The following is a 13,556-nucleotide window of genomic DNA, read 5'->3' as shown; positions in this document are numbered from 1 at the left end:
TTCTCCGGTTCTCGATCAGGCGGTGGTGGTGGCGGCAGCTTCGCGCGCGGCAGCCATTTCCTTCAACGCACGGCGGTATTCCTTCGGCATCACCTTGACGAAGGCAGCGCGCGACTCGTTCCACTTCTCGATCAGCGTCTTCGCACGGAAGCTGCCGGTGTAACGGAAGTGGCGCTCGATCAGGCGCTTCAGGATCGCCTCGTCGGTTTCGCCCTGGCCGCCGCGGGTGACGGCGTGCCACAGTGCGCGCTCGCCCTTGGCTTCCTGCTCGGCGCTGCTGAGCAACGGCTCGACGTCGACCATCGCGAGGTTGCACTTCTGCGCAAACGTGCGATCCGGGTCGTAGATGTAGGCCACGCCACCCGACATGCCTGCCGCGAAGTTGCGGCCTGTGTCACCCAGCACGATCACGGTGCCGCCGGTCATGTATTCGCAACCGTGGTCGCCCACGCCTTCGACGACCGCCGCCGCACCCGAGTTACGCACCGCGAAGCGCTCACCGCCGACGCCGTTGAAGTAGGCCTCACCACCGGTCGCACCGAACAGCACGGTGTTACCGACGATGATGTGCTCCGGGCCGAAGCCGCGGAAGTCGTTCGGGCTGCGCACGATAACGCGACCACCGGCAAGACCCTTGCCGACGTAGTCGTTGCCCTCGCCGACCAGATCCAGCGTCACGCCGTGCGCCAGGAAGGCGCCGAAGCTCTGACCCGCGGTACCGGCAAGCTGGATGTGGATCGTGTCGTCCGGCAGACCGGCGTGGCCGTAGCGCTTCGCCACTTCGCCCGACAGCATCGCGCCAACGGAACGGTTGACGTTGCGGATCGGCGTGATGAACGAGACACGCTCGCCCTTCTCCAGCGCCGGCTTGGCCTGCTCGATCAGCTTGTGATCGAGCGCGCGCTCGAGCAGGTGATCCTGCGTGTCGGTCGCACGGCGAGCCACGCTCTCCGGCACTTCCGGCAGATGGAAGATGCGGCTGAAGTCCAGGCCCTTGGCCTTCCAGTGTTCGATCGCCTTCTTCTTGTCGAGCAGGTCGGCGCGGCCGATCAGATCCTCGAACTTGCGGATGCCCAGTTGGGCCATGATCTCGCGCACTTCTTCAGCGATGAAGAAGAAGAAGTTCACGACATGCTCCGGGCGGCCCGAGAACTTCTTGCGCAGTTCCGGATCCTGCGTCGCCACACCCACCGGGCAGGTGTTCAGGTGGCACTTGCGCATCATGATGCAGCCCTCGACGACCAGCGGCGCGGTCGCGAAACCGAACTCGTCGGCGCCGAGCAGCGCGGCAATCGCGACGTCGCGGCCGGTCTTCATCTGGCCGTCGGCCTGCACGATCACGCGGCCACGCAGGCCATTAAGCACCAGGGTCTGTTGCGTTTCCGCCAGACCCAGTTCCCACGGCGAACCCGCATGCTTGATCGAAGACAGCGGCGATGCGCCGGTGCCGCCGTCGTGACCGGCGATCACAATGTGATCGGCCTTGCACTTCGAGACGCCCGCGGCAACCGTGCCGACGCCCACCTCCGACACCAGCTTCACCGAGATGCTGGCCTTCGGGTTCACGTTCTTCAGATCGTGGATCAGTTGGGCCAGATCTTCGATCGAATAGATGTCGTGGTGCGGCGGCGGCGAGATCAGGCCGACACCCGGCACCGAGAAACGCAGCTTCGCGATGTACTCGGACACCTTGTGGCCCGGCAGCTGGCCGCCTTCGCCCGGCTTCGCGCCCTGCGCCATCTTGATCTGGATCTGGTCGGCCGACACCAGGTACTCGGCGGTGACACCGAAGCGGCCCGACGCGACCTGCTTGATCTTCGAGCGCAGGGAGTCACCTTCCTGCAGCTCGATGTCACGCTCGATCTGTGCCTTGCCGACGATGCCCGCAAGGGTTTCGCCCTTCTTGATGAAGATGCCCTTCATCTCCTTGGCGTAGCGCGCTTCGTCCTCGCCGCCTTCACCGGTGTTCGACTTGCCGCCGATACGGTTCATTGCGATTGCGAGCGTGGAGTGCGCCTCGGTCGAGATCGAGCCGAGCGACATCGCACCGGTGGCGAAACGCTTGACGATTTCCTTCGCCGGTTCAACTTCATCGAGCGGAATCGCCTTGGCCGGATCGATCTTGAACTCGAACAGACCGCGCAGCGTCATGTGACGCTTGGTCTGGTCGTTGATGATCTGGGCGTATTCCTTGTAGTTCTGGAAGCTGTTCGAACGCGTCGAATGCTGCAGCTTGGCGATCGCGTCCGGCGTCCACATGTGCTCTTCGCCGCGCACGCGGAAGGCGTACTCGCCGCCGGCATCAAGCGCGTTGCTCAGCACCGGGTCGCTACCGAACGCAGCCGCGTGCAGACGCAGCGCCTCCTCGGCGACTTCGAAGATGCCGATGCCTTCGACGTTCGAAGCCGTGCCCTTGAAGTACTTCTTGATCAGATCGGAGTTCAGGCCGATCGCTTCAAAAATCTGCGCACCGCAGTAGGACATGTAGGTCGAGATGCCCATCTTGGACATGACCTTGTTCAAGCCCTTGCCGACCGCCTTGACGAAGTTCTTGACCGCCTTGTCCGGACCCAGTTCGGCCGGCATGTCCTTCGCCATCTCGCGCAGCGTCTCCATCGCGAGGTAGGGGTGGACGGCTTCAGCGCCATAGCCGCCGAGCAGCGCGAAGTGATGCACTTCACGCGCAGAGCCGGTCTCGACGACGAGGCCGGTCGAGGTGCGCAGACCCTTCGCGACGAGGTGCTGATGGATCGCCGAGGTGGCGAGCAGTGCCGGGATCGCGACGTTCTGCGAATCGATCTTGCGGTCCGACACGATCAGCACGGTGTAGCCCGAGCGCACCGCATCTTCCGCTTCCGCGCACAGCGAGGCGATACGCGCCTCGATGCCGTCACGGCCCCAGGCGACCGGGTAGCAGATGTTCAGTTCGTAGGACTTGAACTTGTTGTCGGTGTACTTCTCGATCTCGCGCAGCTTCGCCATGTCCTTGAAGTCCAGCACAGGCTGGGAGACTTCGAGACGCATCGGCGGGTTGATGTTGTTCAGATCGAGCAGGTTCGGCTTCGGACCGATGAACGACACCGTCGACATCACGATCTGTTCGCGGATCGGGTCGATCGGCGGGTTCGTCACCTGCGCAAAAAGCTGCTTGAAGTAGTTGTAGAGCGGCTTGTGCTTGTTGGACATGACCGCCAGCGGCGAGTCGTTGCCCATCGAGCCGATCGCTTCTTCGCCACTGGCCGCCATCGGCGCCATCAGGAACTTGATGTCTTCCTGCGTGTAGCCGAAGGCCTGCTGGCGATCGAGCAAGGAGGCGCGCACTTCCTGCTGTGCCTCCGGGCCATCGACTTCGTCGAGCTTGACCTGGATGCGCTTGATCCACTCGCGGTAGGGCTTGGCGTTCGCCAGCGCGTCCTTGAGTTCCTTGTCGTCGATGATGCGGCCGGCTTCCATGTCGATCAGGAACATCTTGCCCGGCTGCAGACGCCACTTCTTGACGATCTTGCTTTCAGGGATCGGCAGCACGCCGGATTCCGAAGCCATCACGACGAGGTCGTCGTCGGTGACGATGTAACGCGCGGGGCGCAGGCCATTGCGGTCCAGCGTGGCGCCGATCTGGCGGCCATCGGTGAACGCGATTGCAGCGGGGCCATCCCACGGCTCCATCATCGCGGCGTGGTATTCGTAGAAGGCGCGGCGGTTCTCGTCCATCAGCGTGTGCTGTTCCCACGCTTCCGGAATCATCATCATCGCGGCCTGCGCGAGCGGATAGCCCGCCATCGTCAGCAACTCGATGCAGTTGTCGAAGGTCGCCGTGTCGGATTGGCCTTCATACACGATCGGGTACAGCTTCTTCAGGTCGTCGCCCAGCACCGCCGACTTCATGACGCCTTCACGCGCACGCAGCCAGTTGAAGTTGCCCTTCACGGTGTTGATCTCGCCGTTGTGCGCGATCATCCGGTACGGGTGGGCCAGCGGCCATTCCGGGAAGGTGTTGGTCGAGAAGCGCTGGTGCACCAGCGCCAAGGCCGACACGCAGCGCGGATCGGCCAGATCCTTGTAGTACACGCCAACCTGGTTGGCGAGCAGCAGGCCCTTGTAGACGATCGTGCGCGCCGACATCGACGGCACAAAGTACTCCTTGCCGTGCTTGAGCTTGAGGCTCTGAATCGCGTGGCTCGCCATCTTGCGGATGACGTAGAGCTTGCGCTCCAGCGCCTCGGTCACCATCACGTCCGGGCCGCGACCGATGAAGATCTGGCGGATCACCGGCTCCTTCGCTCGCACCGTCGGCGACATCGGCATGTCGCGATCGACCGGCACATCGCGCCACCCCAGTACAACCTGGCCTTCGGCACGTACCGCGCGCTCCATCTCCTGCTCGCAGGCGAGACGCGATGCGGCTTCCTTCGGCAGGAAGATCATGCCGACGCCATACTCGCCAGGCGGCGGCAACTTGACGCCCTGCGCAGCCATTTCCTCGCGATACAGCTGATCCGGAATCTGCACCAGGATGCCCGCACCGTCACCCATCAGCGGGTCGGCGCCCACTGCACCGCGGTGATCGATGTTCTCGAGGATCTTCAGGCCACCCTGAACAATCTCGTGGCTCTTCTGCCCCTTGATGTGGGCAACGAAGCCAACACCACAGGCGTCTTTCTCATTGGCGGGATCGTAGAGACCCTGGCGCTGTTCCATAAATGCTCCCTTGGCGGCGCGTGCGCGCGTAGGCCGGCCCTAGGCCGGGACGGCGCAAAGATAGCGCGCTGCAACAGCAGGCTCAAGCACTATAAAACGGGGTCAGAGTGAATTATAAGAATGCCCATTCGCGGTGCGGATATTAACTGGGGACATATTAATGTGGTGCGTACTGCGTCGTTTACTTGCACATGGCTACTCGGCGGCGACCCGCTTGCTGGGCCGGCCTTTGGGCAAGGGGCGAATGCGACGACTTGGCGCGGGATCGCCCGGCTCGTCCGGCGCATCACCGAGCATCCAGGCGCGATGCGCCGCGAAGCGGATTGCCTGAAGGTCCTCGGCTGTCAGGCCGGACTCGATGGATCGGCGATACGCCGCCTGCCTGTCGAACGGCGTATTGCCCAACGCCCAGAAGCTTGCATGGTCAGTCAGGTACGGGTCGCTTTCGTGCCCCAGATGAGCGCGCGCGCTGGACCAGATCCAGAATGCGGGATCCGGCACCAGCCCGGCCCGAACCGGATTCATCTCGACGTAGCGATAGGCCGGCAGCAACCACCTGCCCGGCTCGACGACAGTGGAACGGTAGCGCCCTTCCCACAGGGTGCCTGTGCGCCGATGGCGATCATTGAACCAGCGGACGTATCGACGGCCGAGCCGCTGCATCACGCGCGAGACGCCATTGGCGTCGGCGGCGGTCAGCAGCAGATGCACATGATCCGGCATCAGCACATAGGCATGGAGCGCAACGTCGCACTCCTTGAGCGCATCGCGCAGCCAGGCGAGAAACTGCTGGTAGTCCGTCTCGTCGATGAAGATCAGGCTGCGGTTGTTACCCCGCTGAGTAACCAGCTGCGGCAGCCCCGGCACATAGAGTCGCGCAAGCCGCGCCATCGAGCAGCCTCAGATTGGCGAGATCGAAAACAGGCGATGATGTTCTTTCATCGCATAGCGATCCGTCATGCCGGCTATGTAGTCAGCGATCGCGCGGGGCTTGTCGTCCGCACTTCGCAACTGGTATTGCGGGGGCAAGAGACGCGGGTCGTTCATGAAGGCGTCGAACAGGTCGGCGATCACACGCTTGGCCTTCGCCATCTCCCGCAAGACGCGGAAGTGCCAGTAAAGATTCTCGCGAAGGAATTTGCGCAGCGGCTGGAGTGCAGCGTGCATGGGTTCGCTGAAGCCCACAAGCCGGCCCGCCGCCCGCACATCTTCAAGGCTCGCGACACCGCTCGCCTTAACCGCAGCCTCGGTCGTGCGCAGCAAATCGAGCGTCTGCTCGTTGATCAGGCGCCGCACCGTCTCGTGGATCAAACGACGTTCGCCCAGCCCGGGATACGTAGCTCTCACCGCAGCGAGGTGCTTGGCGACCAGTTCCACGCCTTCGAGTTGCGCCAGCGTGATCAGCCCGGCTCGCAGCCCATCGTCGATGTCGTGGTTGTTGTACGCGATCTCGTCCGCGTAGTTGTTGAGCTGCGCTTCAAGCGAAGGCTGGCGCTTCTCGATGAAGCGAAGCCCAAGCTCGCCAAGCTGCTGCGCGTTCCGCAGGGAACAGTGTTTGAGGATCCCTTCGCGTGTTTCGTACACGAGATTGAGGCCGTCAAATTCCGCGTAATGCTCTTCGAGCGACTCCACGGTGCGCAAGGACTGCAGGTTGTGTTCAAACCCGCCGTGATCTCGCATGCACTCGTTAAGCGCATCCTGCCCCGCGTGGCCGAACGGCGTATGGCCAAGGTCATGTGCGTAAGCGATCGCCTCGGACAGGTCCTCATTGAGATTCAGCACACGAGCGATCGAGCGCGCGATCTGCGCCACCTCGATGCTGTGCGTCAGGCGGGTGCGAAACAGATCACCCTCATGATTCACGAAGACCTGCGTCTTGTATTCGAGCCGGCGAAACGCAGTCGAATGCACGATGCGATCGCGATCGCGCTGAAACTCACCGCGCCCCTGCGGCGCAGGCTCGGCGACACGCCGCCCTCTCGAATTCGCTTCAGTAACGGCGTATGGCGCAAGCATGGTCATCCCCCGCAGGCTTCGATCGCGGCCCGAATCTGTGCTTCGTTGGCCTCCGACGATACGACTGCTCGGCCAATTGCCTTGAGCAGTACGAGCCGCAACTGCCCGTCGGCCACTTTCTTGTCGTGGCGCATCAGTTCCAAATATCGATCAGCCCCCAGGGGGGCGCCCTGCACCGGCAGTCCAACGCGGGCGAACAGCTGCGCGATCCGCGCTGTATCCGCTTCGCTCAGCCAGCCAAGCATACGGGACAAGGCGGCCGCCATGATGGTGCCGGCCGCGACCGCCTCTCCGTGCAGCCAGACCCCGTAGCCCATGCCGGTTTCGATCGCATGCCCGAAGGTATGACCGAGATTGAGCGTCGCGCGCTCACCCTGTTCAGTTTCGTCAGCGGCGACCACCTCGGCCTTGTTCCGGCACGAACGCTCGACAGCCTCCGCCAGCGCCGACGAATCCCGCGCGAGCAAGCGCTCGACGTTGCTTTCCAACCACTCGAAGAAGGTGAGATCGCGAATCAACCCGTACTTGATCACCTCGGCCAGGCCTGCCTTCAGTTCGCGATCAGGCAAGGTATTCAGGGTCGCAATGTCCGCCAGGACCAATTTGGGCTGGTAGAAGGCGCCGATCATGTTCTTGCCTAGCGGATGATTGATCGCCGTCTTGCCTCCCACCGAGGAGTCGACCTGGGAAAGCAGGGTGGTGGGAATCTGGATGAAGGGGACGCCGCGCTGATAAGTCGCCGCGGCGAAACCGGTCATGTCACCGATCACGCCACCGCCCAGCGCGACCAGGGTGGTCGAACGCTCTGCCATGCCGGATAGCAAGGCGTCGTAAATCAGGTTGAGCGTTGTCCAGTCCTTATGCGCTTCGCCATCCGGCAATACGACCGCCGAAACATCGACACCGTTTGCGCGAAGTCCTGCGAGAACCCGTCCTAGATAAAGCGGTGCGACGGTCTCGTTGGTAACCACAAACGCACGCCTGCGGCCTAGCGCCGCAAGCAAAGGCGCCGGATTGTCGAGGAGCCCGGAACCGATACGGATCGGATAGCTGCGCTCGCCCAGCGCTACGTCGAGGACGCGGACTGCTTCTCCCATTCCTTCAAAATCCTGTTAACCGCGGAAGACGAATGGTACCGCGAGCCGTCGAGAATGAAGTCGGCGACTTCGCGATAGAGCGGATCGCGCTCGACGCGCAACTCTTCCAGTCGCGCGAGTGGGTCCCGCACTTTCAACAACGGCCTGTTCGGGTCGTTGCGCGTTCGTTCATAAAGTTGTCGTGTTGGAACATCCAGATAGACGACCCAACCGCTCTCTTTCATAACAGCACGACTCTCCGAATCAAGTACAGCACCGCCCCCCGTCGCCAGTACGATCCTCGGAGTGCGCATTAACTCAGCTATTGTCTGTGCTTCACGACGACGGAATCCAGCCTCGCCCTCGACGTCAAAGATCGTCGGAATCCTGACACCCGTACGACGCTCTATCTCGTGGTCGGTGTCAAAAAAAGGTAGTTCAAGCCGGCGAGCCACGGCTCTGCCAATTGTTGTCTTGCCAGACCCCATGAGCCCAACAAGCACCAGCGATTTAAAGTAGCCCATAAGTGAAGAAACCGGCCCAGAAGGCCGGTTTCTAGTCGCAAAGAAGCCACGCGAATTAGCGTGGATCAGAACAGGGAGCCCTCATACCGAATGGGCTGACGACAAATGCAGGCGTTGCGTCCTTATTCTTAATGACATCCGCGGGCACCGTGGTGTAGAAAGTCGAGTGAGCTACTGCATTCTGGCCCGATACAGAAGCGGTCGCACTTACATCGACCTTCAGCCACGAAGCCTCACTCTTCGGATATTCCAACCAGATTGCTGCACGTCCGTCATCGCCGACCTTCACATTGAATGTGCTTCCGACAGCGGTCGAATTTGCGGCGCGAATCGTTGTGCCGTTCTGCGGATCTAGCACCTTATTCCCGTTGACGTCACCGATCTCCAATGGATCAACGACGCCATTCCCGTTTGGATCCTCAGCGTCACAAGTCGCAGTAACACTTTGTACCCAGAGCGTACCGAGATCGTACCACCCCTTTCGATACTCTGGGATAGCCAACGACATCGTTACAAGCTGCCCCGGCACCGGGGAACCATTAGAATCCTTAACGGTAACGGACATAACGTAGCGATAGGTCGGCGGCGACTCAATAGTTTCGATCTTATCGTTCAAACCAATGCTAACCTGGACGGGCGATCCCGAGATCGTCAAATTTGATGTAGCGCTAAGCCCAAACGTTGGCATTTCGGCTTTGATCTCCACCGCACCCTGCCCGGACGGAACTTTGTCAGCCGTGAACTTGGAGACCGCTACGCCAGAAGAGTTTGTGGTCGCGATTTGGGGGAATGGCGATGCTCCGGAGCTAGAAAAGAACACCTGCTGATTCTCGACTGGATTCCCCTTGGCGTCACGCACAATAGCACGCACCTCTGAATCACCTCCAATAGCAACTGTGGTTGGTGATGCAGAGATCTGTAGCGAAGTTGGCGCCACACTGACATAGTTCAGAGTCTGAATTGTCGACGCACCTGCGACGTAAGCCTGCACGCTGGCGCTGCCCGCCTGACCTGATTTGGTGTAAATCGTTGCGGTACCGCCGACCAACGGAACCCCTGTCACCGAGGTTGTTCCGGCCAAGGCACACGCCGCATCAGTATGCAGCGTCCCACGGGTTGTCGCGAAGCCCACGGGATCCGTAGATCCAAGCAAGTCGACTTTAAGCGCTGTGCAAGTGTCAATTCCAATGGTCGTTGTTGCCAACGGACGGAACTTGAAATTTAGGCCTGAAACGCTAACCTTCGTCGCGCTATTTGCACCCATACCGGATGCAGAAATTGTGGCCGTGCCGCTGACAGTTGCGCTAAATTTGACCGTAGCATTGCCAGTGCTATCTGTCTTTATCGCAGTTTGATCGAGTGCGCCTCCAGATACACTTAACGCCAAGTCAGCAAACGGAACCTTTTTACCCGCGCCATCGAGGACCGACACGACAATGTCCGTCGCCTCACCAACTACGGTAGACGGGCTTCCGCCAAAGACAATCGAAGTACCCAGCACCTGAAGCTGGGCAGTCACCGTGGCAGTTCCAGCTTTTGCAGTCACTGTAACGGTCCGGTTGGACTTGTTTGAATTTGAATCGAACACCGTAACAGCAGTACCACCTGCATCACTACTTACAGTCGCGGCAGACAGGCGTCCAGAGTCAACCGAGAAAGTGACCGGTTGATCCGCCAAGACCGCGTTCGAAGCTTTGTCACGTACTTCAGCGGTAAGCGTTACTGTACTGCGACCATCCGTAATAACCTGCGGAGAATCGAAATTGAGCGAGAGAGCAAGTTGCTTTTCTGGTGTTGGCTGTTCGATCCTCGGCGCACCACTTCCTCCACCGCACCCAACTAGCGACGCAAGCAGGCTTCCGGCCAACGCCCAAGCCGCAAACTTCTTTGACTTCATTTATGACTCCTTGATGATGCCAGCTGACCGATCAACGGCTCGCCGTTTGTTCGGACACGATGCGCGGAGTGATGAACACCAACAATTCCGTCTTGTTATCGACACGCGAATTATCTTTAAACAAGTAACCTGCGATCGGTAGGTCGCCAAGAAAAGGAACTTTGTTCGTTCTATTCGTTGTCTCTTGAGTGTAAATCCCACCAATAACCACAGTGCCGCCATTCTCAACCAAGACTTCAGTCTTAACGTGCTTGGTATCAATCGCAATCCCGCTGTTATTCGAAATTTGTGTGTTCGGCGTATCCTTGTTTACATCAAGGCTCATCAAAATCTTTCCGTCTGGAGTAATTTGAGGCTTCACGCGCAAGGACAAGTTGGCCTTTTTGAACGAAACACTGGTCGCACCAGAACTGGTGGCCTGCTGGTACGGAATTTCCACGCCCTGTTCAATTAGCGCTTCAATCTGATCTGCCGTCATGACGCGCGGCCGCGAAATAACTTTACCCTTGCCGTCTGCTTCAAGCGCCGATATTTCGAGCGCGAGAAAACGCGTAGCGTTGCTATTCCACAGCACGAACGAAAGAGCACCAGCGGCCGCCCCAGCAATCGAACCTGCTGGCAAATTCACGCCCAGCGCCTGCGCCAGCGTGTCCGGCTTAGTCTCTATCAGACCAGACTGGTATCCGGTCTGCGCAATGCCGCCGCCATAGGTTGTGCGACCGACTTGACGCCCATCCGAGGTCGTGCCGATTACGCCTCCACCGCTACCGCCAAACCCCAGCCGCACGCCGAGATTGCGCGTGAACGTGTCAGCCGCCTCAACAATCTGCGCCTCAATCAGGACCTGGCGAACCGGAACGTCGATTTCAGTAACAACACGACGAATATCATCAAGGCGCGAGCCAATGTCCGAAACAAAGAGCTTGTTCGTCCGGTCATCAACCACGACGCTGCCTCTCTTAGAGAGAATCGTCTGGTCCTTGTTCTTTAGGAACGCAGCAACAGCGGTTGCCCTGTGATAGTTCACTTGGAACGTCTCAGTTCGCAGAGGCTCCAGCTCCGTGATCGCCTGCTTCGCTTCAAATTCGAGCTTTTCACGCGTCGCCAACTCGTCCCTGGGCGCAATCCAGATCACATTACCATTTTTGCGCATATCGAGACCCTTCGCCTGAAGGATGATATCCAAGGCTTGATCCCACGGCACATCTTTCAAGCGGAGCGTCAGCGCGCCGGTAACGGAGTCACTGGTAATGATATTGAAGTTCGTGAAGTCCGCGATCACCTGCAAAACCGAACGAACATCAATGTTCTGGAAGTTCAGGGACAGCTTGTCGCCTGAGTACTTCTGGCGACCATCGGCCAGCTTCCTACTGTCCTCCAGCGCCTGCTTCACCTCAACCACAAACTGGTTGTCGCTCTGATAAGCGTTGTGCTCCCAGTTTCCTTTCGGAGCAATTACCATCCGCACGGTCTGCCCCTGCGCAGACGTCGTAACTGACGTAACAGGCGTGGCGAAGTCGGTAACATCCAAACGCTTCCGGAGTTGATCCGGCAGCGAAGATTTGGCGAATTCCACGACCAGATTGCTTCCCTGGTTCCGGATGTCGATACCAACCCCCGGATCAGAGAGATCAACAAGGATGCGAGCTTCGCCATCTTTGCCCCGCCGGAAATTGATATCTCGAATCGAGTGCTCGCTCACCGAATTCGCCGACTCTGCGAACCGCGCGGTTTGCGACGTGGCCGCAGTCGGAATCCCACCGGCTAGCGCGATGACTACCGTACGGTCATCAACGCGCGTTTCGTAGGCAAGAGGCCTCGCCAAGTTCAAAACCAGTCGGGTACGGTCGCCAGCTTGAACGATGTTAGCGCTGCGCAAATCTCCTTCGTTGAAGACCTGAGCATTCTTCCCTGTTCCATTCGTCGTTCCAGGAAAATCAACGGCGATACGCGCCGGATTAGCGACTGAGAAACTGCCGGGGGCAGTCGCCAGGGGTTTCTTCAGCGTGATCTTCACGACGACGCCATTTCCCTGTTTCGCAACGCCAACCGATTCAATGCTATTCGCGGTCGTTTGGGGTGCACTCTGAGCGGGAACATTTGGCGACGCAAACGCTAAAGCGCTGCAGAACGCTGCCGCTGCTAGCCGTACGACACTATTCATTTTGATGCCTCCTGCAGTTGCAGCGTGTTGACGCGCTCCACCCAATCGCCGTTAGCGTCTTCAATCAGCTCTTTGAGTGTGACTTCGCTCTCGGATACCTGCGTTACGACGCCGAAATTCTGGCCCATGTAATTCCCCACCCCGACTTGATACAGCGTACGGTCAGCGTTAATGATTGCGAGTGGCTTGCCCTTCATCGTGAGAGTCCCCACCATTTTCAGGCTTTCGAGGGGGAACGCTTCGAGAGGCTCGCGGCGACGGTTCATATCCGGGCGAATACCCCCGCCGCCAGCCCCTTTCGCCGCCTCCAGTTTCGAGGGTCGGAACGGATCCACCAAAGCCCCTGCCTCATATGCCACTACAGGAAAAGTCTTGATCGTTGGTAGCGCTGGAACTCGACCGCGCAGATCTCGCGACGAATCGACCATCCATTGTTTGACACCGGAGTGCTCCTCGCTTGAACAGCCGGCCAGGCAGAGCAAGAAAAAGGAACCAGCGACAATTGGAAATCGGGTCATTTCGCCCCTCCTTCTTTTACTTTCGCCGCCTTCTCTTTCTTTTGCTTTGCGATCTCCTCATCATCAAGGTATCGATAGGTCACAGCCAACGCATCCATCTTCAGTATGCCGTCTTTCGCTGTATCGATAGCGATATCGTTCAATGTAACTATTCTAGGAAGTTTCGCCACGTCACCCACGAAATTACCGAGATCGTGATAGTTGCCGGTCAGGCGAATTGCAATCGGAAGCTCCGCGTAGAAGTCGCGAGGAGACTCTGAATTCGGCTTCCACAACTCGAACTGCAAACCACGCCCCAGCCCAGCCTGATTAATATCGATGAGGAGATTTTCCATCTCCGTTTTGCTCGGAAGCTGTTTCAACAGGGCGCCAAACTGTCGATCGATCTCAGTGAGCTGTCGCTTATATTCATCAAGATTCACGGCTTGGCGTTTCTTGGACAACCATTCATCCTTGAGCTGCGTCTCTTGCGTACGGCGCTGCTCCAGATCCTCGCTCTGACCTTTCCAGTCAAACCACCAAGCCAGGCCAAGGATTACAACCAGCAAACCCACTAGCGCCACAATCCGGGGCGCCAGAGGCCACATACCCGGGTCATTTGGATCCAGATTTTTGAAGTCCTGGGCCAGCTGATCCATGCGGATGTCGCGAAGCGTACCAATC

Annotated in this window: 9 protein-coding genes; all 9 read right to left on the bottom strand. The window is 59.3% G+C overall.

From position 1 onward, the window contains the following. Positions 1 to 15: 15 nt before the first annotated feature. Positions 16 to 4,698, bottom strand: coding sequence for a glutamate synthase-related protein (locus ACE3P0_RS17060; RefSeq protein WP_374403928.1), 4,683 nt, complete (start codon positions 4,696 to 4,698; stop codon positions 16 to 18). A 195-nt stretch (positions 4,699 to 4,893) separates the two neighbouring features. Next, a complete protein-coding gene (locus tag ACE3P0_RS17055) occupies positions 4,894 to 5,589 on the bottom strand; it encodes a transposase (RefSeq protein ID WP_374403927.1) in 696 nt (231 codons plus the stop codon). A gap of 9 nt (positions 5,590 to 5,598) precedes the next feature. Continuing rightward, positions 5,599 to 6,720 (bottom strand): deoxyguanosinetriphosphate triphosphohydrolase, encoded by a 1,122-nt coding sequence (locus ACE3P0_RS17050; RefSeq protein WP_374403926.1) that lies wholly within the window; start codon positions 6,718 to 6,720, stop codon positions 5,599 to 5,601. Continuing rightward, positions 6,717 to 7,811: a 3-dehydroquinate synthase gene (gene aroB / locus ACE3P0_RS17045; protein WP_374403924.1), complete on the bottom strand. Its 1,095-nt coding sequence runs from the start codon at positions 7,809 to 7,811 to the stop codon at positions 6,717 to 6,719. Before aroB ends, ACE3P0_RS17050 begins: the two co-directional genes overlap by 4 nt. Further along, a complete protein-coding gene (locus ACE3P0_RS17040; RefSeq protein WP_374403923.1) occupies positions 7,781 to 8,314 on the bottom strand; it encodes a shikimate kinase in 534 nt (177 codons plus the stop codon). Before ACE3P0_RS17040 ends, aroB begins: the two co-directional genes overlap by 31 nt. Before the next feature lie 55 nt (positions 8,315 to 8,369). Then, positions 8,370 to 10,211, bottom strand: coding sequence for an Ig-like domain-containing protein (locus ACE3P0_RS17035; RefSeq protein WP_374403922.1), 1,842 nt, complete (start codon positions 10,209 to 10,211; stop codon positions 8,370 to 8,372). A 31-nt stretch (positions 10,212 to 10,242) separates the two neighbouring features. Then, complete coding sequence (pilQ, locus tag ACE3P0_RS17030; RefSeq protein ID WP_374403921.1) at positions 10,243 to 12,375, bottom strand: type IV pilus secretin PilQ; 2,133 nt, start codon at positions 12,373 to 12,375, stop codon at positions 10,243 to 10,245. Beyond that, positions 12,372 to 12,893 carry a pilus assembly protein PilP gene (locus ACE3P0_RS17025; RefSeq protein WP_374403920.1) on the bottom strand — a complete coding sequence of 174 codons (522 nt, stop codon included), beginning with the start codon at positions 12,891 to 12,893 and terminating at the stop codon, positions 12,372 to 12,374. The genes pilQ and ACE3P0_RS17025 overlap by 4 nt, the downstream gene beginning before the upstream one ends. Continuing rightward, positions 12,890 to 13,531: a type 4a pilus biogenesis protein PilO gene (locus ACE3P0_RS17020; protein WP_374403953.1), complete on the bottom strand. Its 642-nt coding sequence runs from the start codon at positions 13,529 to 13,531 to the stop codon at positions 12,890 to 12,892. Before ACE3P0_RS17020 ends, ACE3P0_RS17025 begins: the two co-directional genes overlap by 4 nt. Positions 13,532 to 13,556 lie beyond the last annotated feature (25 nt).

The organism is Niveibacterium sp. (assembly GCF_041909475.1).
Taxonomy (GTDB): domain Bacteria; phylum Pseudomonadota; class Gammaproteobacteria; order Burkholderiales; family Rhodocyclaceae; genus Niveibacterium.
The sequence above is the reverse complement of the archived record's forward strand: the minus strand, read 5'-3'. Positions and strand labels throughout refer to the sequence as shown.